The sequence below is a fragment of the Streptomyces capillispiralis genome (genome assembly GCF_007829875.1).
GTDB lineage: Bacteria > Actinomycetota > Actinomycetes > Streptomycetales > Streptomycetaceae > Streptomyces > Streptomyces capillispiralis.
The window spans coordinates 2834228-2859896 of record NZ_VIWV01000001.1; the positions used below are offsets into that span (position 1 = coordinate 2834228).

The 25669-nt window shown below is 72.5% G+C and carries 25 protein-coding genes; 13 read left to right on the forward strand and 12 right to left on the reverse strand.

Features of this window, described 5'->3' with window-relative positions:
* Positions 1 to 115: 115 nt before the first annotated feature.
* Both FHX78_RS11645 and FHX78_RS11650 read right to left on the reverse strand, forming a co-directional pair.
* Entirely contained in the window at positions 116 to 1807 is a 1692-nt protein-coding gene (locus FHX78_RS11645; RefSeq protein WP_145867368.1) for a DUF3152 domain-containing protein, read from the reverse strand.
* An 8-nt stretch (positions 1808 to 1815) separates the two neighbouring features.
* Positions 1816 to 2871, reverse strand: a complete 1056-nt coding sequence (locus FHX78_RS11650) for an alpha/beta fold hydrolase (protein ID WP_145867369.1) — start codon at positions 2869 to 2871, stop codon at positions 1816 to 1818.
* A 217-nt stretch (positions 2872 to 3088) separates the two neighbouring features.
* On the opposite strand from FHX78_RS11650, the gene FHX78_RS11655 reads away from it, so the two are divergent.
* From FHX78_RS11655 to FHX78_RS11670, 4 genes are all read left to right on the forward strand, one after another.
* Positions 3089 to 3316: a hypothetical protein gene (locus tag FHX78_RS11655; protein WP_145867370.1), complete on the forward strand. Its 228-nt coding sequence runs from the start codon at positions 3089 to 3091 to the stop codon at positions 3314 to 3316.
* Positions 3317 to 3514: 198 nt separating this feature from the next.
* The gene (locus FHX78_RS11660; protein WP_145867371.1) at positions 3515 to 4159 is read left to right on the forward strand and encodes a TetR/AcrR family transcriptional regulator; all 645 of its coding nucleotides are present in this window, start codon (positions 3515 to 3517) and stop codon (positions 4157 to 4159) included.
* Between the two features lie 153 nt (positions 4160 to 4312).
* Positions 4313 to 4540 carry a DUF3107 domain-containing protein gene (locus FHX78_RS11665; protein ID WP_030220063.1) on the forward strand — a complete coding sequence of 76 codons (228 nt, stop codon included), beginning with the start codon at positions 4313 to 4315 and terminating at the stop codon, positions 4538 to 4540.
* A gap of 328 nt (positions 4541 to 4868) precedes the next feature.
* Complete coding sequence (locus tag FHX78_RS11670; RefSeq protein WP_145867372.1) at positions 4869 to 5138, forward strand: hypothetical protein; 270 nt, start codon at positions 4869 to 4871, stop codon at positions 5136 to 5138.
* A gap of 47 nt (positions 5139 to 5185) precedes the next feature.
* Here FHX78_RS11670 and FHX78_RS11675 read toward each other — a convergent pair whose 3' ends face one another.
* On the reverse strand, positions 5186 to 5941 hold the full coding sequence (locus FHX78_RS11675) for a ferritin-like domain-containing protein (RefSeq protein WP_145867373.1): 756 nt from the start codon (positions 5939 to 5941) through the stop codon (positions 5186 to 5188).
* A gap of 478 nt (positions 5942 to 6419) precedes the next feature.
* Between FHX78_RS11675 and FHX78_RS11680 the strand changes: the two genes are divergently transcribed.
* Positions 6420 to 8801: a DEAD/DEAH box helicase gene (locus FHX78_RS11680; RefSeq protein ID WP_229923852.1), complete on the forward strand. Its 2382-nt coding sequence runs from the start codon at positions 6420 to 6422 to the stop codon at positions 8799 to 8801.
* A 76-nt stretch (positions 8802 to 8877) separates the two neighbouring features.
* Positions 8878 to 9780 carry an alpha/beta fold hydrolase gene (locus FHX78_RS11685; RefSeq protein WP_145867375.1) on the forward strand — a complete coding sequence of 301 codons (903 nt, stop codon included), beginning with the start codon at positions 8878 to 8880 and terminating at the stop codon, positions 9778 to 9780.
* Here FHX78_RS11685 and FHX78_RS11690 read toward each other — a convergent pair.
* Positions 9777 to 10670, reverse strand: coding sequence for an NYN domain-containing protein (locus tag FHX78_RS11690; protein WP_145867376.1), 894 nt, complete (start codon positions 10668 to 10670; stop codon positions 9777 to 9779). The two genes, FHX78_RS11685 and FHX78_RS11690, sit on opposite strands and share 4 nt — an antisense overlap.
* Positions 10671 to 10896: 226 nt before the next feature.
* On the opposite strand from FHX78_RS11690, the gene FHX78_RS11695 reads away from it, so the two are divergent.
* Positions 10897 to 11049 (forward strand): hypothetical protein, encoded by a 153-nt coding sequence (locus tag FHX78_RS11695; RefSeq protein WP_145867377.1) that lies wholly within the window; start codon positions 10897 to 10899, stop codon positions 11047 to 11049.
* A 148-nt stretch (positions 11050 to 11197) separates the two neighbouring features.
* Here the strand turns inward: FHX78_RS11695 and FHX78_RS11700 are convergent, their stop codons facing one another.
* The 3 genes from FHX78_RS11700 to FHX78_RS11710 form a co-directional block, all read right to left on the reverse strand.
* Positions 11198 to 11803: a MarC family protein gene (locus FHX78_RS11700; protein WP_145867378.1), complete on the reverse strand. Its 606-nt coding sequence runs from the start codon at positions 11801 to 11803 to the stop codon at positions 11198 to 11200.
* Between the two features lie 169 nt (positions 11804 to 11972).
* On the reverse strand, positions 11973 to 12830 hold the full coding sequence (locus FHX78_RS11705) for a PHP domain-containing protein (protein ID WP_145867379.1): 858 nt from the start codon (positions 12828 to 12830) through the stop codon (positions 11973 to 11975).
* Between the two features lie 160 nt (positions 12831 to 12990).
* Positions 12991 to 13632 (reverse strand): DUF6758 family protein, encoded by a 642-nt coding sequence (locus tag FHX78_RS11710; protein ID WP_145867380.1) that lies wholly within the window; start codon positions 13630 to 13632, stop codon positions 12991 to 12993.
* A gap of 168 nt (positions 13633 to 13800) precedes the next feature.
* Here FHX78_RS11710 and FHX78_RS11715 point away from each other — a divergent pair, with 168 nt between their 5' ends.
* A complete protein-coding gene (locus FHX78_RS11715; protein ID WP_145867381.1) occupies positions 13801 to 15024 on the forward strand; it encodes an MFS transporter in 1224 nt (407 codons plus the stop codon).
* A 53-nt stretch (positions 15025 to 15077) separates the two neighbouring features.
* On the opposite strand, the gene FHX78_RS11720 is transcribed toward FHX78_RS11715, so the two are convergent.
* Positions 15078 to 15662 carry a suppressor of fused domain protein gene (locus tag FHX78_RS11720; RefSeq protein WP_145867382.1) on the reverse strand — a complete coding sequence of 195 codons (585 nt, stop codon included), beginning with the start codon at positions 15660 to 15662 and terminating at the stop codon, positions 15078 to 15080.
* Positions 15663 to 16193: 531 nt separating this feature from the next.
* On the opposite strand from FHX78_RS11720, the gene FHX78_RS11725 reads away from it, so the two are divergent.
* Both FHX78_RS11725 and FHX78_RS11730 read left to right on the forward strand, forming a co-directional pair.
* Positions 16194 to 17312 carry a magnesium and cobalt transport protein CorA gene (locus FHX78_RS11725; RefSeq protein WP_145867383.1) on the forward strand — a complete coding sequence of 373 codons (1119 nt, stop codon included), beginning with the start codon at positions 16194 to 16196 and terminating at the stop codon, positions 17310 to 17312.
* Positions 17313 to 17344: 32 nt separating this feature from the next.
* Positions 17345 to 17860, forward strand: a complete 516-nt coding sequence (locus FHX78_RS11730; protein ID WP_145867384.1) for a hypothetical protein — start codon at positions 17345 to 17347, stop codon at positions 17858 to 17860.
* A gap of 60 nt (positions 17861 to 17920) precedes the next feature.
* Here FHX78_RS11730 and FHX78_RS11735 read toward each other — a convergent pair whose 3' ends face one another.
* Complete coding sequence (locus FHX78_RS11735) at positions 17921 to 18670, reverse strand: hypothetical protein (protein WP_145867385.1); 750 nt, start codon at positions 18668 to 18670, stop codon at positions 17921 to 17923.
* Positions 18671 to 18885: 215 nt separating this feature from the next.
* On the opposite strand from FHX78_RS11735, the gene FHX78_RS11740 reads away from it, so the two are divergent.
* Genes FHX78_RS11740 through FHX78_RS11750 form a run of 3 tightly spaced genes read left to right on the forward strand, consistent with a single transcriptional unit; the run spans position 18886 to position 21944 of the window.
* On the forward strand, positions 18886 to 20169 hold the full coding sequence (locus FHX78_RS11740) for a magnesium transporter MgtE N-terminal domain-containing protein (RefSeq protein WP_145867386.1): 1284 nt from the start codon (positions 18886 to 18888) through the stop codon (positions 20167 to 20169).
* Positions 20159 to 20767, forward strand: coding sequence for a DUF1003 domain-containing protein (locus tag FHX78_RS11745; RefSeq protein WP_145867387.1), 609 nt, complete (start codon positions 20159 to 20161; stop codon positions 20765 to 20767). The genes FHX78_RS11740 and FHX78_RS11745 overlap by 11 nt, the downstream gene beginning before the upstream one ends.
* Positions 20768 to 20810: 43 nt before the next feature.
* Entirely contained in the window at positions 20811 to 21944 is a 1134-nt protein-coding gene (locus FHX78_RS11750; protein ID WP_145867388.1) for an Mrp/NBP35 family ATP-binding protein, read from the forward strand.
* Positions 21945 to 22010: 66 nt separating this feature from the next.
* Here the strand turns inward: FHX78_RS11750 and FHX78_RS11755 are convergent, their stop codons facing one another.
* From FHX78_RS11755 to FHX78_RS11765, 3 genes are all read right to left on the reverse strand, one after another.
* Positions 22011 to 22685: a hypothetical protein gene (locus tag FHX78_RS11755; protein WP_145867389.1), complete on the reverse strand. Its 675-nt coding sequence runs from the start codon at positions 22683 to 22685 to the stop codon at positions 22011 to 22013.
* A 272-nt stretch (positions 22686 to 22957) separates the two neighbouring features.
* Positions 22958 to 23419: a sec-independent translocase gene (locus tag FHX78_RS11760; protein ID WP_145867390.1), complete on the reverse strand. Its 462-nt coding sequence runs from the start codon at positions 23417 to 23419 to the stop codon at positions 22958 to 22960.
* Between the two features lie 180 nt (positions 23420 to 23599).
* Complete coding sequence (locus FHX78_RS11765) at positions 23600 to 25603, reverse strand: trypsin-like peptidase domain-containing protein (RefSeq protein WP_145867391.1); 2004 nt, start codon at positions 25601 to 25603, stop codon at positions 23600 to 23602.
* Positions 25604 to 25669 lie beyond the last annotated feature (66 nt).

The window sequence follows — 25669 nt, forward strand, 5'->3', positions numbered from 1 at the left end:
GCGGTGGCGCGATGGACGGTTGTCCATCGCGCCATCAAAAGGGGTGAACGGGCGTAACTTTCCCGTGCGGGACGCGTTCCGTCGCGCTAGGCGGCCGGGTGCGTTCAGCCGGTGGTCAGCTCTTCGGGTAGGGCCACGGGTTGGGGCGGCAGCTGATCCCGCCGTACTTGAGGAACTTGGTCTGCTGCTGCATCACCGGGGCCAGGTCGCCGTTCTTGTCGCAGGTGACATGGCCGTAGCCCAAGCGGTGGCCGATCTCGTGGTTGATCAGCATCTGGCGGTAGGCGTGCATCTTGTCGCCGTACGTCTCCGCTCCCTGCGCCCACCGGTAGGCGTTGATCATCACGCGTTCGGTCGCCGCGGAGTCGCAGGAGACGTTGTCCACGGTGGTGTCCAGGCCGGACTTGGCGCACCATTCGGCGGTCGTGTCGGGGCCGGCGAGAGTGATCACGAAGTCGGGTCGGCCGGAGTGGATGCGCTCGAAGGTGCGCGCGCCGTTGTGCGCCCAGCTGCGGTCGTCGTTGAGCGTCCTGTGCACCGCCTCGGCGAAGAGTGCGCCGTCGAGGCCGAGCCCTCGCTCCACGTCCACCCGGTAGGTGATCTTCTGGCCCGCGCCCGGCGCCTTGGCGATGCCGGGGATCGCGTCGAACTCCCCGGAGCCCGCGCGCGCCGCGCTGAGCGGGTACCTCCGGTCCATCTTCTGCTCGTACGTCAGCGGCTCGGCGGAGGGCGCCGAGGGGGTCTCCCGGCCGTCCCCGCGCGAGGCCGGGTCCCGGACGTCGCGCGCCTGGTTGTCGGCGGACTGCGCCTGTACGCCGGTGCCGCCGCCGTCGGCGACCTGGCCGGCCACGACCACGGCGAGCACCGTGGTGACGGCCGCGGCCGCGATCCCGGTGAAGGCGCGCCCCTTGCCGCCCTTGCCCTGCGCGGGCTCGCCGGTGGGAGGGGCGTTGTCGTCGTCGCTGCCGCCGGGTGGGCCGGTGACCGGGGCGTCGTTCCAGTCGGTGACGGTGGCGTGGGGGTCGCCGGGGCGCGCGGCGGCGGGCGGGCGCGGGGTGAAGAGGTCGTCGTCCTCGTCGAAGGCGTCGAGGTAGTCCTGGCGCGGCCCCCGGTGAGGCGCGGGCCGCTGTCGCGGGAAGGGCGCGCCCTGCGGTCCCGCCGCCGGCGCGCCGTACCCGGCCGCCGTCCGCCCCTTCAAGGTCCCCCAGCCACCGCCGGGTTCATGCTGCTCGGGGTGCCCGCCACGGGCCCGGGGAACTCCGTGCGCGGGGGTGCCGTCGGGCAGCAGGGGAACTCCGTGCCCGGGAGTACCGTCCGGCAGCCGGGGCACACCACCGGCGGGGGTGCCGTCGGGGAGCCGGGGGAAGCCGTGCGCCGGGGTGCCGTCCGGCATGCGCGGGACGCCCCGCGCGGGCGTGCCCTCCGGAATCCATCCGTCCGGAAGCCTGGGAACGTCCTGTGCCGGCGTGCCGTCCGGGAACCGCGGCACCCCGTCGGCGGGCGCCCCGTGCCCCGGCGCCCCGTATCCCGGCGTGCCGTATCCCGGAGTGCCGTACGCCGCGTTTCCGGGCGGATTGCGGTGCGGGGGACCCCCGTGCCCCTGGACCCCGCTCGCGCCCCGCCCCGGCTGCTGCGCCGCCCCCGGGACCGGGCCGGGGCCCGCCCCGGGAACCGGCCCTCGTGCGGGCGGCGGTGTCGCGGGTGACCGGCGCGGGCCCGGAAGAACGTCCCGTCGGCCGTCCCGTGCTACGGCGGTGTCCGCGGGGTCGCCCTTCGGGGCGGGTCCACGGCGGCTGTGGCGTCCCACGTCGCGCCTCAGCCCCTCATGCTCTCGGCGGTGGTCCCCCCACCGGCGTCGGCGGGAGAACCCGGGGCGCCCTGCGCGCCCGGCTCCCCAGTATCCCCCTCGGCCGCCGAATCCGTTGCATCCGCGAGGAGTTCACGGAAGGCGAGGGCCACGGTCTCGGGATACTCCATCATCGCCACGTGTCCCGCGTCCGGGAGCGTCACCAGCCGCGAATCCCGGAAGGCCCGTGCCGAGCGCTGGGCCATGCGGAAGCCGACGAGCTGGTCCCGGCCGCCGTAGACGAGCAGGGTCGGCGCTAGCACCCGCTCGGCCTGGCGCCACAGCCCCTGCTGGCCGCCCAGCATGTAGGCGCTGACGAGCCCCCGCGCGGAGCGTGCCATCGCGTCCCAGAAGTACGGCAGCCGCAGCCGCCGCTCCATCTCCTGCACGGCGTTGCGGAACGCGTCCGGCGTCACCCGCGCGGGGTCCCCGTAGCAGAGCTTCGTCACGCCGCGGACCCGCTGCTCCGCCGTCCACTCCCGGCTGATCCGGGTGAACAGCGAGACGACCCCGGGCACCGCCAGCAGCCCCGTGGGGACGGCGGTGCGCTGCACCCGCAGTTCCGGCAGGGCCGGGGAGACGAGGGTGAGGGTGCGGACGAGGTCGGGGCGCACGGCGGCGACCCGTGTGGCGACCGCGCCACCGAGCGAGTTGCCGAACAGGTGGACCGGGCCGTGGCCGACGGCGTCGAGATAACGGATCACCGCGCGTGCGTGCGCGGTGATGGAGTAGTCGCCGTCGTCCGGTGGCGGGGAGTCGCCGAAGCCCGGCAGGTCCACGGCCTCGCTGGCGACGACGTCGTCGAGCAGCGGCATGAGCGCCGACCAGTTCAGTGAGGAACCGCCGAGTCCGTGGACGTAGAGCGCGGGCGGCAGCCCCTGGCGGGCGGGGGGTCTCGACCGCACCGACAGGGTGACGCCGGGCAGCTCCACCGACCTGAGCCGCTCCCCGGCCGCGACCCGGACGGCCGCCGCCTCGGAGAGCGCGCTTGCGGGCGGCACGGACGGCAGCTCGGTCGAAGACATGCGGCAATGTTACGAGACGATCACGCCCTGGTTCATGTGTTCGCCGTCACAGACGGTACCGGCCCCGGCTCCCGCCCGCGCTCCGGGGTGCGCACGCCGTCACATCCCGGTCGCGGATCGCATGGCGTCCGGATCGGGTGTCTCCTAGGCTCGGAGAAAGGGCACCCGCATGTGGCCCCTGCACGCATCAGGGACGTTCGTAGGAAGGGAGCCCAGCATGGCCGTTGACCCGACCGACCCCGAGACCTTCGAGGAAGTCGAGGACGTCCGCGAGGACCAGGAGTACGACGTCGAGGCGCCCGAGGTCGACGCGGCCGAGCAGCACGCGGAGGTGAAGCCGGACCGCGACGACCCGATGACCACCGTCGACCCCGACCGCGCCAACGAGGCGGACCTGGTGGAACAGGCCCGGGTCGTCTCCCTCGACGAGGACGACTACCGGTGACGAGTGCGCCGGCAGAGGCGTCGCCGAGCAGTGAGGAGGACACTTCTTGCCCGCTGTGACACCTTTTGAAACCGTCCGTATGGCTTTCACCGCCGTCCGGTCCGTGAAATTCTGCGTTCTCACCGCGCACACCACGGTTACCGAAAAGTACGATGGCGGCGCGGCTCACACCGCACTTGGACGACAATGGGAGGCGGCGTGACAGCCATCGAGCAGACAGAGGCGGTACGCCCGAGGGGTACACGCCTGCCGCGCCGTGCCCGACGGAACCAGCTGCTGGGCGCCGCGCAGGAAGTCTTCGTCGCGCAGGGCTACCACGCGGCCGCGATGGACGACATCGCCGAGCGCGCCGGCGTCAGCAAGCCGGTGCTCTACCAGCACTTCCCGGGCAAGCTCGACCTCTATCTCGCGCTGCTGGACCAGCACTGCGAGGCCCTGATCCAGTCGGTGCGCCACGCGCTGGCGTCGACGACGGACAACAAGCAGCGCGTCCGGGCGACCATGGACGCCTATTTCGCGTACGTCGAGGACGACGGCGGCGCCTTCCGCCTGGTCTTCGAGTCGGACCTGACGAACGAGCCCGCCGTGCGCGAGCGCGTCGACAAGGTGACCAACGAGTGCGCGGAGGCGATCTGCGACGTGATCGCCGAGGACACCGGGCTGTCGCGGGCGGAGTCGATGCTGCTCGCCTCGGGGCTCGGCGGTCTGGCCCAGGTGGTGGCGCGGTCCTGGCTGCACAGCGACCGCAGCGTGCCGCGCGACCAGGCGGTGCAGTTGCTGGCCTCGCTGGCCTGGCGGGGCATCGCCGGATTCCCGCTGCACGGCAACGAACAGCACCACTGAGCGGGCGGGGCGGACACCGGCGGCCGTTTGTTCCCGTCGGCTGTTCGCTCGTGGCGTTGCCGGGCGCAGCGTGTACATCCCCTCACCGGGCTAATGTGTGCTGGTACGGCGCGGAAGGTCGCGCACTTCACTGACCGTCGGAGGGACATAGCCGTGGAGGTCAAGATCGGCGTGCAGCACGCGCCCCGCGAGATCGTTCTGGAGAGCGGTCAGAGCGCGGAGGAGGTCGAGCGCGTGGTGGCCGAGGCGCTGGCCGGGAAGTCGCAGCTGCTGAGCCTCGTGGACGAGCACGGCCGCAAGATCCTGGTCCCGGCCGACCGTCTCGCGTACATCGAGATCGGCGAGCCGGCCCCGCGCAAGGTGGGCTTCGGCGCGCTGTAGGCGACGACCGGCAGACGTGGAAGGGCCCGGCGGTTCGACACCGCCGGGCCCTTCGGCGTCCGGTGCACCCACCCGTACGCCCACTCCCGTGCGCCCACTCCCGTGCGCCCACGCCCATACGCCCACGCCCGTACGCCCACGCCCGTACGCCCCCTCCCGCGCGCCCACCCGTACACCGACACCCGCGCGCCCACCGGTTCCCCCACACGGGTGCGCCCTCACAGACGCACCACAGGTGCTTCACAGAGGAGGATTGGATTCCGCAGGTCAGGGGTAGGACGGGCTAGGACCGATGTGAGCAGGCCGGCCATGTGGGAGGGACCCCGACATGCTCTTGGAAGCGCTCAGCTCCGCGATCCTCGGCCTTGTTCTGGCGTGGGCGGCGACCCGCCGCCTGCCGCATCGCTTCCCCGCCCGCGCCCTGGTCCTGCCGACCGGTGTGGCCGGAGCCCTGTTCGGCGCCTTCGTCATCAACACCGCACTGGACGCCGGCAACCTGCTGACGATGCTGCTCGGCGCCGTGATCGTGTCCGTGGCGTCCCTGTCGCTGCTGCTGCGCCCGGCGGGAAGACTGCGCCGCCGATCGGCGACCGCCTGACCGGCCGCCGGTGGTGGCGCCGGGGGTGATCCGGCCGGGACGCTTCCTCAGGCCGCCAGCCCCAGTGCCGCCATCCGCTTGGTGTGCGCTTCGGTGATCCGGGAGAACATCCTGCCGACCTCGGCGAGGTCGAACCCGTCCGCGACGCCGCCCACCAGCATCGTCGACAGCGCGTCCCGGTCGGCGACCACCCGCTGGGACTGCGACAGCGCCTCGCCCATCAGCCGCCGCGCCCACAGCGCGAGCCGCCCGCCCACGCGCGGGTCCGCCTCGATCGCGGCCCGCACCTTCTCCACGGCGAAGCCGCCGTGCCCCGTGTCGTCCAGCACGGCCAGCACCAGGGCGCGGCTGTCGGAGTCCAGACGGGCCGCGACCTCCCGGTAGAAGTCGCTGGCGATGGAGTCGCCGACGTACGCCTTGACCAAACCCTCCAGCCAGTCGGAGGGCGCCGTCTGCTTGTGGAAGCCGTCGTACGCGGCCACGAACGGCTCCATCGCGTGCGTCGGCTCCTCACCGATCTCGGCGAGCCGGTCGCGCAGCCGCTCGAAGTGGTGGAACTCGGCCGAGGCCATCTTCGCCAGCTCCGCCTTGTCCGTCAGCGTGGGCGCCAGCTTGGCGTCCTCCGCCAGCCGCTCGAATGCCGCCAGCTCCCCGTAGGCGAGCGCGCCGAGCAGATCCACGACAGCGGCGCGGTACTGGGGGTCGGCGGAGGCGGCCGCCCAGTCCATGGCGGCGACGCCGGTGTGTCCGGCGGGGGTCTCGGGGCTGTCCGCGGCCTGGTCAGGCTTGTCAGAGCTCGTCATGAAGCGCACAATAGCCCGCTTGCCACGCGCCGGAAGGCCCCGGTCGATCAGTGTGACGACGGCTACGTGACCAAATCGGCCATGGCGTGTGCGCGAATCCGGGGTATGGTGGTAATGCGCCTGCTGAGCACTCTGACGTACTCGACAGGCCGTATGTATGAGGATGCCCGGTCGGTGGCCCGATCGGCTCCGACCCGACAGCCCTCCTGTCGTGCGCCGTGTTGCGTACGGAATCCGGAGGGGGACCCTCAGCGGTACGAGCGCTCGAGCGTCGGCAGTGGTCCCGTGCCCTACGGCCCGCCCGTAAGGCAGCCGACGTCCCCGGCACGGTCCCGACACGACCCCCGCGCTCGCCTCGCACCGCGCACACAGAAGAGGCAGCACCCTGACTACGACGTTCCGAGAGCTCGGGATCCTCCCCGAGACCGCCGAGGCCCTGGAGGCCGTCGGCATCCTCAACCCCTTCCCCATCCAGGAGATGACGCTCCCCGTGGCCCTGTCGGGCACGGACGTCATCGGCCAGGCCAAGACCGGCACCGGAAAGACGCTCGGCTTCGGCCTTCCGCTCCTCGAGCGCGTCACCGTCCCCGCGGACGTCGAGGCGGGCCGGGCGCAGCCCGAGGACCTCACCGACACCCCGCAGGCGCTCGTCGTCGTCCCGACGCGTGAGCTGTGCACGCAGGTCACCAACGACCTGCTGACCGCCGGCAAGGTGCGCAACGTGCGCGTCCTCGCGATCTACGGCGGCCGCGCCTACGAGCCGCAGGTCGAGGCCCTCAAGAAGGGCGTCGACGTGGTCGTCGGCACGCCGGGCCGGCTGCTCGACCTCGCCGGGCAGAAGAAGCTGAACCTGAAGCACGTGAAGGCGCTCGTCCTCGACGAGGCCGACGAGATGCTCGACCTGGGTTTCCTGCCCGACGTCGAGAAGATCATCAACATGCTTCCGGCCAAGCGGCAGACCATGCTGTTCTCGGCCACCATGCCGGGCGCGGTCATCGGTCTGGCCCGCCGCTACATGTCGCAGCCCACGCACATCCGCGCCACCTCGCCGGACGACGAGGGCGCGACGGTCGCGAACACCAAGCAGTTCATCTACCGCGCGCACAACATGGACAAGCCCGAGATGGTCTCGCGGATACTGCAGGCCGACGGCCGGGGCCTGGCCATGGTGTTCTGCCGCACCAAGCGCACCGCCGCCGACCTCGCCGACCAGCTCAAGCAGCGCGGCTTCGCGTCCGGCGCGGTCCACGGCGACCTCGGCCAGGGCGCCCGCGAGCAGGCGCTGCGCGCCTTCCGCAACGGCAAGGTGGACGTGCTCGTCTGCACCGACGTCGCCGCCCGCGGCATCGACGTCGAGGGCGTGACGCACGTCATCAACTACCAGTCGCCGGAAGAGGAGAAGACGTACCTGCACCGCATCGGCCGGACCGGCCGCGCGGGCGCGAAGGGTACGGCGATCACGCTGGTCGACTGGGACGACATCCCGCGCTGGCAGCTGATCAACAAGGCGCTGGACCTGGGCTTCAACGACCCGCCGGAGACGTACTCCACCTCCCCGCACCTCTACTCCGACCTCGGTATCCCCGAGGGCACCAAGGGCGTCCTGCCGCGCTCGGAGCGCACGCGCGCCGGGCTGGACGCGGAGGAGCTGGAGGACCTGGGCGAGCCGGGCGGCCGGGGACCGCGCGGGCGCGGCGGCCGGGGCGGGCGCGGTGACGCCCGTCCGGCGGAGACGGACACCTCGTCCCGTACGCCGCGACGCCGCCGCCGCACGCGGGGCGGTACGCCGCTCGACGAGTCGGCGCAGCAGCCCGTGAGCCCGGCCGCCGAAGGCGCCGAGCAGGCGGAGGCCGGCCCGGCGGCCGCGCGCACCCCGCGCCGTCGTCGCCGTACGCGCGGCGGGGCCCCCTCCGCGGCGGCACCGGCCACGGCGACGGCGACGGAGCAGGTGACGCCGGCGGAGTCGGCCGTGGACACGGCCGAGGGCACGACCGGGGACGCTCCCGAGCGGCCCCGCCGTCGCCGCACGCGCAAGGCGGCCGAGACGGCGGCCGTGGAGACGCCGGCCGTCGTCACTCCTCCGGCGGAGGAGCCGGCGACCGTGACGGCCACGGTGGCGACGGACGCCCCGGTGGCCCCGGAGGTCGAGGTTCCGGCCACGGAGCCCCGCCGGACCCGTACGCGCAAGTCCGCGGCGAAGGCCGAGACGGCCGTCGACACCGCCGAGGGGACCGCCGAGCCGGTCGAGGCGGCGGAGGTCAAGCCGCGCCGCACGCGCAAGACCGCCGCCAAGAAGGCCGAGGCCGCCGTCGACACCGCCGAGGCCGCCGAGGCCAAGCCCCGGCGCACCCGGAAGACCGCGGCCACCGCGACCGAGACCGTCGCCGTCGACATCCCGGCGCAGACGGTCGCCGAGCCGGTCGAGGCGGCCGAGGCCAAGCCGCGCCGCACGCGCAAGACCGCCGCCAAGAAGGCCGAGACGGCCGTCGACACCGCCAAGGCCACCGAGACCAAGCCCCGCCGCACCCGCAAGGCCACCACCGCCGCGCAGGAGCCCGAGGCCGCCGTCGAGACCAAGCCCCGGCGCACCCGCAAGACCGCGGCCGGCGCGGCCGAGGCCGTCGACACCGCGGAAGGCACCGAGGCCAAGCCCCGGCGCCGCACCCGCAAGGCCGCCGAGCCCGAGGCGACCGCCGTCGGCATCCCGGCGCAGACGGCCAAGGAGCCGGAGGCGGCGGAGGCCAAGCCGCGCCGGACCCGCAAGGCCGCCGCGGCCTCGCAGGAGCCGGACGCCCCGGCGGAGGCGAAGCCCCGGCGGACCCGCAAGAAGGCTGCCGCCGCGGAGCCCGCGGACGGCTGACGCAGCACGCCGACGGCCCGGTCCCCCACCCGTGGGGCCGGGCCGTCGGCGTGTCCGCACCCGCTACCCTCACCCCGTGACCAGCGACCCCTCCCCCGCCCCGCCCCTCGGCGCACGTGCCCACCGACTCCGCACCCCGCGCGGGGAGTTCGCCGCCGTGGACGTGCCACCGGCCGCCGGAGTCCCCGTGAGGGGAACGGCGTTGCTGCTGCCCGGGTACACCGGCAGCAAGGAGGACTTCGCGCTGGTGCACGAGCCGCTCGCCGCGCGCGGGTACCGGACGGTCGCCGTGGACGGGCGGGGGCAGTACGAGTCGGACGGGCCCGCCGACGACGAATCCGCCTACGCGCAGGAGGAGTTGGCGCGGGACGTGCTGGCGCAGGCCGCCGCGCTCGGCGCGCCGGTCCACCTCGTCGGACACTCGCTCGGCGGACAGATCGCCCGTGCCGCCGTCCTGCTGGACCCCTCCCCCTTCCGCTCGCTCACGCTCGTCTCCTCCGGCCCCGCACACATCTCCGTCTCCCAGGAGCAGCGCGTGAAGCTGCTGCGGGACGCGCTCGCGGTGATGTCGATGGCGCAGTGCTGGGAGGCGATCCTGGCCATGGGGCCGCCGGAGGAGGTGGGCGGTCCGGCCCGCGGGATCGGCGGCCCGGAGCACTTGCGGCGCCGCTGGCTGAGCACCCGGCCCGCCCAACTGCTCGCGACGGGACGTCAGTTGTGCGTCGAGCCGGACAGGGTCGACGAGCTGGCCGCCGTGCGCCTGCCGTTCCACGTGCTGTCGGGCGCGCGGGACGACACCTGGCCGGTGCCGGACCTCGACGAGATGGCCCGGCGGCTGAGGGCGCACCGCACCGTGATCAAGGGGGCCGAGCACTCACCCGCCGTCGACCGGCCCGAGCCGACCGCCCGCGCCCTCGCCGACTTCTGGGACGAGCATCCCGACCACCACCACCGTGACCAGGTCGGCCGGGGCGACTAGTACTGCGCCTGCAAGTGGTCCCAGAAGCCGTCACGCAGGGCGCGGCGCAGATCCGCCTGGCCGCGCAGGGAGTACTGCAGCAGGCCCTCCGCCTCCACCAGCAGGTCCTGGTCGACCGAGCCGGGCAGATAGGGATGACCGGGGAGCAGTTCCACCAGCGTGTCCCGGCCCCGCGCGACCAGCCACTTCGCGGCGATCTGCGCCCCGACGAAGCGGACGTCCTCGCGCGTGGGCCGGCCCGTCGTGGCCTCGTAGGTCTGTGCCGCGCGCCGGGAGACGTACGGCTTGAAGAAGTCCAGGTCGAGGGTGCGCTGACTGTCGACCTCCCAGAGCAGCGGCTCGGCCTGGTTGCGGCCCTCGGCGGCCTCGATGCCCCACAGGTGGACGCGGGCGCCGTACCCCTGGGCCGCCTCGACCGCCGAGACGAGGTCCTCGTCGCCGCCGAGCAGGGCCGCGTCGCTGATGGCGCGGTGCCGGGCCAGTGACTCCAGGTCGGTGCGGATCAGGGAGTCGACGCCCTTCTGCTGGTTGTTGGCGTTGAGGTTGCCCAGGCGGACCTTGACGTCCGGGAGTTCGGCGATGGTCTGCTGCTCGGCGGTGTGGATGCGGCGCCGGGCGCCGTCGTACCAGTAGACCCGCAGCAGCCTGCTGTCCGCGAAGACGGTGCGGGCCCGGTCGATGAGCGCGTCGATGAGTCCCTCGGCGTCGAGGTCGAAGGCCCTGCGGTCCTCCGTCCCGGCCACCAGGCGCCCCGCGGCGGCGTACAGGTAACCGGCGTCGACGAAGATCGCATGCGTCGAGGGCGTCTTCGCCACCTCGGCGAGCATGCGCTGAAGCAGCTCGTTCGTGCGATCGATACGGGCGTGCAGAGCCGCGAGGTCTTCGTTCATCCCCTCCATTGTCCCGGTGGTCACGCTACGAACACAACCGGTCCCGGTCGGTCTACTGCGAAACACTTACCGGTCAGTATTTAGCCGATTGAAAAATTTCCTTAGCGTAGGGAATGTTTGCATCGCGCAGGCCGTTGAACCCGTCATGGACACGGGCCGACTGGCCCGTGGGCCCGCCACCCAGTAGTTCTCCTCCAGGAGGATGACCAGACGAAGGGAGAAGCCCATGCGCTTCGAAATCCTGCGACTCGACGACGTCGACGGCACCCCCGTGGACACCACCGTCGTGGACGCCTCCTCCGTCAACCGCATCGTTCAGCAGGCCGCCGCCATCGGGCAGCGCCTGTGGATCCGCCCGGCCGACACCCCGGCCTCATAACGCCCTGCCCGCCCGTCGAGCCGGTGACGCCCGACGCGCTCATGACGCGGGACCCCGGCCGCACGCGCCGGGGCCCGGACCGTATGCCCAGGAGCCCCGTACCGCGACCGGTACGGGGGCTCCGCGCGTTCCGCGGCGGTGACCGGGGTCAGCCGCCCCGGACCACCTGGGTGACGCCGTTGATGATCTGCTGCACGGCGATCGCGGAGAGCATCATGCCCGCCAGCCGCGTCACCAGGACCACGCCGCCGTCCTTGATGACCCGGATGATCACCAGCGAGTAGCGCAGCGCCAGCCACAGCACGACATGGATGGCGAGGATCGCCGACCACACCGAGACCTGTCCGGTGATCCCGTCGGCCTTCTGCACCGCGAGGATGACCGACACGATCGCACCGGGCCCGGCCAGCAGCGGCATCCCCAGCGGGACCAGCGCGACGTTGACGTCCTTGGTCTGCTTGGGCTCGTCGGTCTTGCCGGTGAGCAGGTCGAGCGCGATCAGCAGGAGCAGCAGCCCGCCGGCGATCATCAGCGCGGGCACCGACACGTGCAGGTAGTCGAGGATCTGGTGCCCGAGCAGCCCGAACACGACGATCACACCGCCCGCCACGCAGACGGCCTGGAAGGCCATCCGCTTCTGCATCTTGGCGGGCCGGCCCGCGGTCAGCGCGAGGAAGATCGGGGTGATCCCAGGGGGATCCATGATGACAAAAAGGGTCAGGAAGAGAGAGCCGAAGACGGCGACGTCGAACATGACTGCCTTGCTGGAGAAACGAAAGGAGGGACGCGGGGGGACGCAGGGGACACAGGGGGCCGCGGGCGGGGCGCACCGGGACGACAGCCCGGGGCGCGCACACCGAAGCGGCGTGAGGGACGTGCGGGAGACGTACGGGCCGCTCGAAAGCGGGCGGGGAGGGCGGGTCTCAGACTCCGCCGGTTCCCGGCACCGGGAACGCCCCGGTCGCCCGCCGCGTGATCTCGCCGTACACCTCGGGGTCGGTCATGAACTCGCCGAGCACACAGGTCTTGCGGCTGCCGTGGTAGTCGCTCGACCCGGTGACCAGGAGGCCCAGTTCCCCGGCGAGGCCCCGCAGGCGCGCCCGTGTCTCGGGGTCGTGGTCCATGTGGTCGACCTCGATGCCGTCGAGACCGGCCTCGGCCAGCTCGGCGATCGCGGACTCCGGCATGGTCCGGCCGCGCTTGCTCGCGGCCGGGTGCGCGAAGACGGCGACCCCGCCGGCGTCCTTGATCAGGCGCAGCGCCTCGAAGGGGTCGGTCTCGTGCTTCTCCACGTGGGCCCGGCCGCCGTCGGCCAGCCACTCCTGGGTGAAGGCGTCACTCACACTCGGTACGACGCCCAGGTCGACGAGTGCGGTGGCCAGGTGGGGACGCCCCACGGACCCGTCGCCGGCGATCCGCGCCACCTGTTCCCAGGTGACCGGCACACCCAGCGCGTTCAGCTTGGTGATCATGGCCCGGGCCCGCGGCACCCGGTCGTCCCGGACCAGTTCGCGCTCGGCGAGCAGCGCGGGTTCCTCCGGGTCGAAGAGGTAGGCCAGCATGTGCATGCTGATGCCGTCGAGCCGGCAGGAGAGTTCGGCACCGGTGACCAGCGTGAGTCCCGGCGGCAGCACGGCGAGCGCCTCGGCGTGGCCGCGGGTGGTGTCGTGGTCGGTCAGCGCGATGACGTCCAGACCGGCGGCGCCGGCCTTGCGGACCAGTTCCGCCGGAGTGTCCGTGCCGTCGGACGCGGTGGAGTGGGTGTGCAGGTCGATACGCACGACGCGTTACTCCAAGCGGGTGACGGGCGGACGGGGACGCTCCAGGATAACCGGATTTTCACGCACCCCTGTCACACCCGAACCGGCTGTGCGCCCCCTACCGATTCCCTCCGAGGCACCTCTGCGGCGCCTGCGACCCGGAAAGCGGCCCCGACCGGCCCTAGATCTCCAGCAGGCGGGGGGACAGTGCCCCGCAGGGCACCAGCTCCACCTCCGCCCCGGCGTCCCGCAGGTCGGTGAGGACCAGCTCGTCGTACATCAGCAGGCCGGACTGCTCCGGCCACACCACCGCCCACAGCCACACCCCGAGCGCCTCACCGGCGAACACGGCGCGGTCGTCCGGCGTCTTGGCGACATGCCAGAGCGGCGTCGGGCGGCCGGCCGCCAGCACCTTGGCCTGCGGCGGTTTCTCCACGTTCATGTACGGTCCCGGGTCCGGGCCGTCGATGCCCGCGTACCGCGCGCCGAGGCCGACGCCGAGTTCCTCGGCGACCAGGATCAGCTCACCCATGCCGCCGAGCGGACCGGGCCCGGTGCACGCTACGGCGGTCGCCCGGCCCCCGCTGCGGTCGTCGCCCGCACTGGCCACGCCGGTGAACAGCCAGCCGACCGGCAGCGGCCACGGCATCCACACCGGCACCTTCGTGCGGTGCACGACGACTTCGAGGGCCTCGACGCTCGGCGGTATCACGGGCTGGAGCGGGTGCACGGTGCCGTGCAGGGCACACTGCCACGCATCCGAGAAGAGGCCGGGAGCCCTGACCCGGCCACCACACTTCGGGCAACTGGGTTCGCCCCTCATAGGGCCCCACGGTCCTACCCTCGCCGCGCCACGTCAAGGACGATCACCCGTCCGGACGGAACCGGCCGCCGCAAAATTAGATGCATCTTGCACTTATTAGCTTGCCTAACATATTGTGTGTATATACCAACTACCACGGTGCGGTCACGTCCGGAAGGGAAGCACTCCATGGACCCTCTCGACACGGGACCGGGCGGCATGCTCAGGCAGCCGAAGTCCGTGTGGGCGACGGCCGGAGCATCCGTCGTCGCCTTCATGGGGATCGGCCTCGTCGACCCGATCCTGCCCTCCATCGCCCAGGGCCTCGACGCCACCGCCGGCCAGGTGTCCCTGCTCTTCACCTCGTACTTCCTCATCACCGCCCTCGCGATGCTGGTCACCGGCTTCGTCTCCAGCCGCATCGGCGGCCGGAGGACCCTGCTGCTCGGCCTCGCCCTCGTGGTGGTCTTCGCCGCGCTCTCCGGCACCTCGGGATCGGTCGGCGAGCTGGTCGGCTTCCGGGCGGGCTGGGGACTGGGCAACGCCCTGTTCGTCTCCACGGCCCTCGCCGTCATCGTCGGCGCCGCGGCCGGGGGCAGCGCGACGGCCATCCTGCTGTACGAGTCCGCGCTCGGACTCGGCATGGCCTGCGGGCCCCTAATGGGCGCGCTGCTCGGCGACGCGAGCTGGCGCTACCCCTTCTTCGGCACCGCCTTCCTGATGGCGGCCGGCTTCCTGTGCATCGCGGCGTTCCTGAAGGAGCAGCCCCGGCCGGCCCGGAGGACCTCCCTGCTCGACCCGCTCAGGGCGCTCGGCCACGGCGGGCTGGCCTCGGTGGCGGTCTCGGCGTTCTTCTACAACTACACGTTCTTCACCGTGCTGGCCTTCACGCCGTTCGTGCTGGACATGTCCCCGTACCGGTCGGGCGCGGTGTTCTTCGCCTGGGGCGTGCTGCTCGCCGTGTTCTCGGTGATCGTGGCGCCGCGGCTGCAGAAGCGGTTCGGCTCGCTGAAGGTGCTGGGCGGGTCGCTGGTGCTGCTCGCGGCGGACGTGCTCGTCCTCGGCTACGGCGGTCACACCACCGCCGTGGTCTGCACCGTCCTGTCCGGCGCGCTCATCGGCGTGAACAACACGGTCTACACCGAGCTGGCCCTCGGGGTGTCGGACGCGCCGCGGCCGGTGGCGAGCGCGGGGTACAACTTCGTGCGCTGGTTCGCGGCGGCCACCGCGCCCTTCTGCGCGCCGAGGATCGAGGAGTGGACCGACGTCCACATGCCGTTCGTGGTGGCGGCGGTCACCGCCGTGCTGGGCGCGCTGGTGGTCGCGGCGCGGCGCGGGGCGCTCACGCACGAGGCCGAGGAGCTCCGGCCCCGGCACGCCACCGAGGACGGTGTCGCCGTCTTCGTCAACTGACCGCCCCCGGTCCGGTGTTGGTGAGCTTGCTCACGCCGGGACCGGCCCGCGGCTCAGTCCAGCGGCACGGACTTGCGGGACGGGTCCCTGAGGTCCGTGCCCCGGGCCAGCCAGCGCTCCTGAAGCGCGCCCGCACCGTGCACCCGCTTCCAGGCGGCCTCGTTCGGGGTCATCGGCAGCAGCGGCAGGAACCGTACGGGGTCCAGGGGCTCGTCGAGCTCCAGGTCCTCCACCAAGCCGCCCGGCTCGGCGACCAGCACCGAGGTGAACGGGGCGCCGGGCCACAGTGGTTCACCCACGTCGAGGGAGGCGCCGGGCGCCACGACGACACCCTCGACCTGCGGGGACGCGGCCAGCACGGCGAGCGGGCGGAGCACCTTGTCGGTGTCGGCGACACCACCGCGGACGGACAGCACCAGCTCGACGCGCGGTCCCCTCACCGGGTCCGCGACCACCGCGGTCGGATCGGTCATGGGCTGCGCCGACATACCGAGTGTGGCGTAGCGCACGATGTCGCCCTCGTGGAAGCGGAGCACCTCGATGCGGTCCGTACCCAGGAAGGTGACCGCCGCGCGGGCGTCCGGTTCGCCCAGCGTCGTACGCAGCCGGGCCTCGACCAGAGGAAGAACATCAGCCATGCGGCGAGCATAGAACTCGTGAGTACCGGGCAAAGCAGGGCCTTGACATGTCGGTCGGCTGATACGCTTGACCGGTGGTTCGGGACAGCCCCCCGTAGGGACACCGCCCAGGCCTTCCGGGCTGAGGGGACGTCGCGATCGAGTCCCGACACCCGTGTGACGCTCCCCGTCTTGGGGGAATCCCCTCAGGGGATTGTGGATCGTCCCTTACGAGGGACCGGCCGGAGGAGGTGGGGCTGGCATGGACCGAAGTCGACCGTGCAGTACCACCCGCTCTTCCGGCCGCTGATGTAGCCGCTTCTTTTCTCGCTGCCGCCTCTCGCATGCGCGTCTTCATCGGAAGAGCACTTCGTTTCGTTCTGCCTGATCTGCCCCAGTAGCTGTATCAGCGACGAAGCTCGCCACCGCGACGGTGCGGTGCTCCCCGCTTTGTGGACGTGCCAAACATCCGCAGTTGAGGACGTCCCCATTCCGGGTTGCAGCACCCGTCGTACCGGCGCCTTTCGTTGCCCGTCTGCGAAGGAGCCCGCCATGTCGATGATCCGCGACCTGCGCGCCGCAGTCCGCCCCGCCTCCCGCATCTCGCTGCGCAAGGAGAGCGGCCCGTACGACACCACCCGGGACCCCGCGACGACGACCGCCGTGGTCGACTGCGCCGTCTACCGCGACGGCCGGCGCCTGGAGTCCGAGGGCCAGCTCTCCCCCCAGGAGGCGATGCGCCGGGTGCGGCGCGACGGCGGCTTCGTGTGGATCGGCCTGCACGAGCCCACCGAGGCCGAATTCGCCGGGATCGCCCAGGAGTTCGGGCTGCACCCGCTGGCCGTGGAGGACGCCGTCCAGGCTCATCAGCGGCCCAAGCTGGAGCGCTACGACGACTCGCTGTTCACGGTCTTCAAGACCGTCCACTACCTCGACCACGACCGGCTCAGCTCCACCAGCGAGGTCGTCGAGACCGGCGAGGTGATGTGCTTCACCGGCCGGGACTTCTTCATCACCGTGCGGCACGGCGGACAGGGCTCCCTGCGGGCCCTCAGGCACCGTCTCCAGGACGACCCAGAACTGCTGGCCAAGGGCCCCTCGGCCGTGCTGCACGCCATCGCCGACCATGTGGTGGACGGCTACATCGCGGTCGCCGACGCGGTGCAGGACGACATCGACGAGGTCGAGACCGAGGTCTTCTCGCCCGGCCGCAAGGGCACGCCGCGCGGCACCGACGCCGGGCGCATCTACCAACTCAAGCGCGAGGTCCTGGAGTTCAAGCGGGCCGTGTCGCCGCTGCTGCGGCCGCTGCAACTGCTGAGCGAGCGGCCGATGCGGCTGATCGACCCGGACATCCAGAAGTACTTCCGGGACGTGGCCGACCACCTGGCGCGGGTGCAGGAGCAGGTCATCGGCTTCGACGAACTGCTGAACTCCATCCTCCAGGCCAACCTCGCGCAGGCGTCCGTGGCGCAGAACGAGGACATGCGCAAGATCACCTCCTGGGCCGCGATCATCGCCGTGCCGACGATGGTGTGCGGGGTGTACGGGATGAACTTCGACCACATGCCCGAGCTGCGGTGGAAGTACGGCTATCCGCTGGTGCTGGCCGTCACCGTGAGCCTCTGTCTGGGCATCCACCGCACGCTGAAGCGCAACGGCTGGCTCTGAGCGGGCGCGGCGCCCCTGGATAGGCTGGGCGCATGACGAGCGAGCTGCTGGAGAGGGCCCTCATCGAGGAGGCCACGAAGAAGTCCGGCCTCATCTGGGTCAGGGGGTCCGGTGTCCCGGCCCGTGCGCTGTGGCACGTGTGGCACGAGGGTGCCGCGTGCGTGGTCGGCGACGGGCCCGGGGAGCAGCCGCTGCCGGGACTCGCCGACGGCGGGCCGGCCGACGTGACCGTCCGCAGCAAGGACAAGGGCGGCCGGCTGGTCACCTGGACCGCGACGGTCGTGGAGCTGCCCCCGGACTCCGAGCGGTGGACGGCGGCGGTCGCGGAGCTCAAGGGCAAGCGGCTCAACGCGCCCGACGGCGAGGCGATGACCGGGCGCTGGGCCCGCGAGTGCCGGGTGCTGCGGCTGGAGCCGACCGGCGCGACCGCGCCGCTGCCCGACGGCTCGCTGGCCGAGGCCCCGCTGCCGACCCCGGTGACCACCCGGCGGCCGGCCCCCGCGGGGCTGCCCAGACTGCTGCTCAAGAGGAAGCGGCGGCGCGCCTGAGACCATCCCGCGGCAGCGCGCCTGAGACCCTCCCGCGGCGCGGGCCGGCGGAGCGGCTTCTCAGGAGGCCGGCAGCTGCCCGCCGTAGTCCAGCGTCTCGTCCTCGGCCGGCTCCTCCAGGGGGAAGTCGGTGCCCCACGCCGAGAACGTGAGGGTGCCCGCCTTGCCGGCCCGTACCAGGCGCACCGGGTACGGCGTGCCCTCGAGCGAGACGTCCAGGGTGCCGCCGGAGCCCTTGTCGCCGGTGACGCGGATGGTGCGCACGCCCGCCTGCTCGTGATGGCCGTCGGTGGCCAGCTTGCCGTGCAGCGTCAGCAGACCGCCGAGCAGGACGTTCTTCTCCGTGAAGCCGATGAACTTCTTGTACGACGGGTCGCCCTGCGGCACCTTCACGTACTTCTCGGCGAGCTTGCCGGCCGCCGCCTCGCCGCCGTCCTCACCCGCGGCGTCCCCGTGCCCCCAGAACTCCGCACCGGCCTTCAGATAGAGCTCGTCGTCGATCCGCAGGAGGCGAAACGTCTCCCCCTTGGTGGTGACCGAGCCGATGCCGCCCTTCTCCTTCAGTCGCATGTCCAGCGTGTAGGTGCGTCCGCTGGTGACCACGGACCCGTGCAGCCGCACCGTGGGGGCCGACTCGGCGGCCCGCTGCGCTCTGGCCCGGATCTGGTCGGCGGGCAGCTTGCCGACCCCGTTCGTGCCCTCGTTCGGATCCTCGGCACATCCCGCGAGCGCCGTCCCCGTCACGAGCAGCGCGCACACGGCGCTTGCCAGCGTGGCCCTGCGGGAACGGCCCTGGGAGATCGGAATCACAGGTGGGCTGCCTCTCTGACGGGGGACCTGAACGGCGTACCGCAGGGTACCGGGGCCGGGTACGGCTCACGGAGCCAGTCCGTCCGGACCGGCCACGAGCGCACGGCCGATCGGGACGGGCTAGCCTGAAGCCCACCCGAGCGGGCAATCCGGATAACGAACGCAGCAGGCAGTACACGGCAACGAAACCACCCGCACGCAAAGGAGCCGCCGCCATGGCAGCGGGCGCCCCCCGGTTCTTCGTCTCCCACGTCTCCGGCGTCGCCGTCTTCGACCCGGCCGGCGACCAGGTGGGGCGCGTGCGCGATCTGGTCGTCATCCTGCGGGTCGGCAGGCGTCCGCCCCGGCTGCTCGGACTGGTGGTGGAACTCTCCACCCGCCGCCGCATCTTCCTGCCGATGAACCGCGTGACCGCCGTGCAGTCCGGCCAGGTCATCACCACCGGCGTGCTCAACGTCCGGCGCTTCGAGCAGCGGCCCACCGAGCGACTCGTCTTCGGCGAGCTGCTGGACCGGCGGGTGACGCTCGTGGAGGGCGGCGAGGAGGTCACCGTCCTGGACCTGTCGGTGCATCAGCTGCCGGCCCGCCGCGAGTGGGAGATCGACCGCGTCTTCGTGCGCAAGGGGAAGAAGGGCGGCGCGTTCCGCCGCAGCAAGGGCGAGACGCTGACCGTGGAGTGGTCCGCCGTCACCGGCTTCTCCCTGGAGGAGCACGGGCAGGGCGCCGAGAACCTGCTCGCCACCTTCGAGCAGCTGCGCCCCGCCGACCTCGCCAACGTCCTGCACCACCTCTCCCCCAAGCGCCGCGCGGAGGTGGCCGCCGCCCTCGACGACGACCGCCTCGCCGACGTCCTGGAGGAGCTGCCCGAGGACGACCAGATCGAGATCCTCGGCAAGCTGAAGGAGGAGCGGGCCGCCGACGTCCTGGAGGCCATGGACCCCGACGACGCGGCCGACCTGCTCGGCGAGCTGCCCGAGGACGACAAGGAGCGGCTGCTCAGCCTGATGCAGCCCGCCGACGCGGCCGACATGCGGCGCCTGATGTCGTACGAGGAGCACACCGCGGGCGGTCTGATGACGACCGAGCCGATCGTGCTGCGGCCCGACGCGACCGTCGCGGACGCCCTCGCCCGGATCCGCGAGCCCGACCTCTCCCCGGCGCACGCCGCGCAGATCTACGTCTGCCGCCCGCCCGAGGAGACACCCACCGGCAAGTACCTGGGCACGGTCCACTTCCAGCGTCTGCTGCGCGACCCCCCGTACACCCTGGTCGGCTCGATCCTGGACGCAGATCTGCAGCCCCTGGAGCCGGACGCGGCGCTGCCCGTGGTCGCCGGGTTCTTCGCCGCGTACGACATGGTCGCCGCGCCCGTGGTCGACGAGGCGGGCTCGCTGCTGGGCGCGGTGACGGTGGACGACGTGCTGGACCACATGCTGCCGGAGGACTGGCGGGAGACCGAGTTCCACCTCGACGAGGGGGTGGTGACCGATGGCTCCTGACCGCGAAGGGGTGCGCGAGCGCCTGCCCGCCGGCGCCACCGCGTCCGGACGGCCCCGGGCGCCCCGTCTGGACCAGCCGCGCCCTCCCCGGCGGCGGCTCCTGCCCGAATGGGATCCGGACGCCTTCGGGCGGCTGTCGGAGCGGGTCGCGCGCTTCATCGGCACCGGCCGCTTCCTGGTCTGGATGACGGTCGTCATCATCCTGTGGGTGCTGTGGAACGTGTCCGCGCCACGCGATCTGCGGTTCGACGAGTACCCGTTCATCTTCCTGACGCTGGCCCTGTCCCTCCAGGCCTCCTACGCGGCCCCGCTGATCCTGCTCGCGCAGAACCGGCAGGACGACCGCGACCGGGTCAACCTGGAGCAGGACCGCAAGCAGAACGAGCGGTCGATCGCGGACACCGAGTACCTGACCCGGGAGATCGCCGCCCTGCGCATCGGACTCGGGGAGGTGGCCACGCGGGACTGGATCCGCTCGGAGCTCCAGGACGTGATCAAGGAGCTGGAGGGGCGGCAGAACGGACACAAGGACCATCACGGCCCCTTCCCGGCGATGCGGGCGGAACGGCCGCCGGGACGTGACGCAGACGACCAGTGACGGGCTTACCGGCGGGTGCGTCCGGCGCCGTACCATCGTCTCTATGGCTACGGAAGACGCGGTGCGCGAGGCACTGGCGACGGTGAACGACCCCGAGATCAACCGGCCGATCACCGAACTCGGCATGGTCAAATCGGTGGAGATCGGCGCGGACGGGGCGGTCGCGGTCACCGTGTACCTGACGGTCTCCGGCTGCCCCATGCGGGACACCATCACCCAGCGCGTGACGGACGCGGTCTCCCGGGTCGAGGGGGTCACCGGTGTCGACGTCACCCTGGACGTGATGAGCGACGAGCAGCGCAAGGAGCTCGCGAGCGCCCTGCGCGGCGGCCAGACCGAGCGCGAGGTGCCCTTCGCCAAGCCGGGCAGCCTGACCCGGGTGTACGCGGTCGCCTCCGGCAAGGGCGGCGTCGGCAAGTCCTCGGTGACGGTGAACCTGGCGGCGGCGATGGCGGCCGACGGTCTGAAGGTCGGTGTCGTGGACGCCGACATCTACGGCCACTCGGTGCCGCGCATGCTGGGCGCCGACGGGCGTCCCACCCAGGTCGAGAACATGATCATGCCGCCGTCGGCGCACGGCGTGAAGGTCATCTCCATCGGCATGTTCACGCCGGGCAACGCGCCGGTGGTGTGGCGCGGCCCGATGCTGCACCGCGCGCTCCAGCAGTTCCTCGCGGACGTCTACTGGGGCGACCTCGACGTCCTGCTGCTGGACCTGCCGCCCGGCACCGGCGACATCGCCATCTCCGTGGCCCAGCTGGTCCCGAACGCCGAGATCCTGGTCGTCACCACGCCCCAGCAGGCGGCGGCCGAGGTGGCCGAGCGGGCGGGTTCCATCGCCGTGCAGACGCACCAGAAGATCGTCGGCGTGGTCGAGAACATGTCCGGGCTGCCCTGCCCGCACTGCGGCGAGATGGTCGACGTGTTCGGCACCGGCGGCGGTCAGACGGTCGCCGACGGCCTGACCCGCACCACCGGTACCAACGTCCCGGTGCTCGGCGCCATCCCGATCGACGTCCGGCTGCGCGAGGGCGGTGACGAGGGCAAGCCGGTCGTGCTGACCGACCCCGACTCCCCGGCGGGCTCGGCGCTGCGCTCGATCGCCGGCAAGCTGGGCGGCCGGCAGCGGGGCCTGGCGGGACTGTCCCTGGGGATCACTCCGCGCAACAAGTTCTGAGGCAGTCGTACGAGAGGGCGCCGTCCCGTTGGACGGCGCCCTTCCGCGTACCGCGGTGCCTCGGTTTCAGGACGCGTACGCGGCGATGTCCTTGACCACGGCGAACCCGAGGCCGTACGCGCTCATGCCCCTGCCGTACGCCCCCACGTGCACGCCGTCCGGCGTGGAGCCCGCGAGCACCCAGCCGAACTCCGACTCCCGGTAGTGGAACGGCGTCGGCACGCCGTCCACGGGCAGGGACAGCGTCGACCAGTCCGGCCCCTCCAGGTCGTCCGCGAGGACCCAGGCCGTCTCCGTCTGCTGCTCCAGCCAGTCGTCGCGCAGGGAGTGGTCCATCTGGCCCGGCCAGGTGAAGGACAGCAGCCCCACACCGGCGAGCCAGGCGGCGGAGGAGACCGAGGTGGCCTCCAGCAGACCGGTGCCGTCGGCGCTGCGGCGCACCGGGTTGGCGGCCACGGTCACCACGACCGCGAACTTCTCCTTGACGTCCTGGTCGGCCCCGGTGGCGTACTCGCTGCGCACCGAGGGCTCGTCGCCGTGCCCGACCGATCCGTGTTCGACGGCTCCGTCGGCCGACAGTCCGACCTGCATCAGCCAGCGCGGTCCCGTGAAGGCCTCGTCGAGGCCGTACCACGGGAAGGGCGCACGCAGGTAGCCGTCGACCGTACGCCGGGCGGAGGGGACGTGTTGTCCGTCCTCCGCGGCCGGCGCCTGCGCGACTGCCCGACTCGTCGTCTCCATGTGCCCGGACGCCTCCTCGCTCTCGTCGGACCGGGCGGCCCGCCCCCCTTCGGGCGTACTCGTCCGTTCCGCACAACAACTGGGCAGCATAGCCACCCTGTCGCCGCAGGCTGGGAAACCGCCCGGCGCGTGGGCCGCTCGGAGGTCCGGATCAGGCCGTGCGCAGCTCGCGTGGAGTATGAAACGCGTCACGTACGCGGGGGCGTGCGCCCCCGGGCGCCGGGCTGCGGGTCGGCCTCCGCGCTCGGTTCGGGCGGGCGTTCGCGCTCGGCTCAGGTGGCGTCCGCGTCGAAGGGCGGGCGGTCGTCGGCCGCCGGGCTCTCGGGCTTCTTGGTCATGTCCACGCGGCCACCGGAGGTGCCGGAGGAGGACGACGGGGACGAGGAGGACGACGACGGCGAGGCGTCGGCGTCGCGGCTGTGGACCGCGTCCGCGACCTCGGCCATCTCCTTCTTCAGGTCGAATCCGTTACGGATCTCCTTCAGCCCCAGGTCGTCGTTGTCCAGCTGCTTGCGGATGAACGCCTTGGGGTTGAGGTCCTCGAACTCGAAGTCCTTGAACTCCGGACCGAGCTCCTGCCGGATGTCCTGCTTGGCGCTCTCCGAGAAGTCCCTGATCTTCCGGATCGTGCGCGTCACGTCCTGGATGACCTTGGGGAGCTTGTCCGGACCGAAGACGAGCACGGCGAGGACGATGAGCGTCACCAGCTCGAGCGGTCCTATGTCATTGAACACCTGAAGCTCCTCGTGATGCCTTCGGTCCTCGGCCCTCGGCGGCTGTGGTCTTCCGTGGGTCCGGGCCGGGTCCACGGTACCCGGCCACCCCGTACGACCGGTACCGTCCCGTGCGCCACGGGTGGGTGTCCGTGCGCGGTTTTTTTCGGGAGTTCGCCGTCCCGTGCCGTTCCGTACGCCTCAGTCGCCGCCCGAGGAGCCGAGCACCAGGGAGACCTTCCGCTCCTCCCCGTCCCGCTCCAGGGTGAGCTCCAGCCGGTCGCCGGGGCGGTGGGCGCGGGTCTTGACGATCAGTTCCTCGCCGGAGTGGACGTGCTGGCCGTCGACCTGCGTGATGACGTCGCCGGACCTGATCCCGGCCCTGGCACCGGGCCCGCCGGTGCTGACGGCGGGGCCGCCGTCGCTGCCCTTGGCCGCGACGCGGGCGCCGTCGCCGCTGTAGTCCATGTCGAGGGTGATGCCGATCACCGGGTGGGTGGCCCTGCCGGTGTTGATCAGTTCCTCGGCGACGCGCTTGCCCTGGTTGATCGGGATGGCGAAACCGAGCCCTATCGAACCGGCCTGGCCGCCGTCGGTGTCGGCGCCGCTGCCGGCGGAGCGAATGGCCGAATTGATGCCGATCACCCGGGCCTCCGCGTCGAGGAGGGGACCACCGGAGTTGCCGGGGTTGATCGGCGCGTCGGTCTGCAGCGCGTCGACGTACGACACGTCGCTGCCGTCGCCCTTGTCCCCGCCGGCGGTGATGGGCCGCTCCCGGGCGCTGATGATGCCGGAGGTGACGGTGCCGGCCAGGTCGAAGGGCGCGCCGATGGCGACGACCGGGTCACCGACCCGCACGTTGTCGGAGTTGCCGAGGGGCAGGGGGGTGAGTCCCTGGACGCCCTTGACCTTCACGACGGCGAGGTCGTACCCGCTGTCCCGGCCGACGACGGTGGCGTCGGCGGTGTCGCCGCTGTTGAAGGTGACGGTGATCTCGCCGTCGTCCCCGGCGGGTTCCACCACGTGGTTGTTGGTGAGGATGTGGCCGCGGTCGTCGAGGACGAAGCCGGTGCCGGTCCCGGCGGCGCCGGCACCGCTGACGTGCAGGGTGACGACGCTGGGCAGCGCCTGCGCGGCGATCCCCGCGACGCTGCCCGGGTCCCGCCCGGACGCCTCCTTGTCGGCCTGCGGCAACTCGACGGTCCCTACGCCGCCGTTGCGCTCCAGATACGCGCCGACGATCCCGCCGACGCCGCCGGACACGAGCGCGAGCAGCAACGCGGCGCCGATGACCACGCGCTTGGCGCGTCTGCGCCGCTGTGCCTTGTCGATCACGGTGGGATCGGTCTGCTGCAACGGCGCGGCCGCGGCGGCGGCCCAGGGGTCGTAGCGGCCCCAGGGGTCGGCCGTCGGGGTGTCCGTCGGTGGGAGGGGGGCTTGTGCGGGGGCGGGGGCGGGAGCCGAGCCGAGGGCAGGGGCGGGAGCGGGGGTGGAGGCGGGGACAGGAACGGGGGCGGGGGCAGGGGCAGGGGCGGACACGGGAGCGGGGGCCGGGGCGGGCTGTCCGAGGGGAGCGGCGTGGGGTGCCGTGTCGAACGCCGGGGGAGGCGCCGTGACGGGTCCGCCGTGCGTCGCGGGCGCCGCCGGGTGCTGGACGGGCGGCGCGGGCGCCCAGGGGCCCGGCTCGCCGTAGGGCGGGGTGCTGTACGGGTCCGGGTCGTGCAACGGCTTCGGCTGCTCGGCCCCGACGACGGAGGCGGCCTGCGTCGGAGCGGCCGGGGTGACCGGAGCGGCCGAGGTGGCGGGGGTGGCAGGAGCGGCCTGGGTGACCGGAGTGGCCGGAGTGGCCGGAGTGGCCGGAGTGGCCGGAGTGGCCGGAGTAGCATCCAGGGCCCCCGGCGCTCCCGGGACCTCCAGGGCTTCCGGAGTCCCCGCGGCGTCCAGCGCCCCCGGTGCCTCCGCGGGCCTCAGGGCCTCCGCCTCCGTGGGCTCCAGCGCCTCCGGCGTCTTCGGGGCGTCCGGGGTCTCCAGGACCTCCGCCGCCCGCCCGGACGGCGTCGGGCGGTCCAGTTCGTAGTCGCCCTCCTGGTGGTCCACGGCGACGGCCGCCGGCCGATCAGGACGCGCCAGTTCGAAGTCCCCGTCGGGCCCCTCCCCCCGCGTGATCGGTTCCTCCCCCGATGGGCCCGGCTTCCCCTCGTTCATGCTCTCCCCACAGCTGGACACGGCACGGATCGTCGGCTCCGCGGCTCCGTCCGCCGGTGCGTCGGA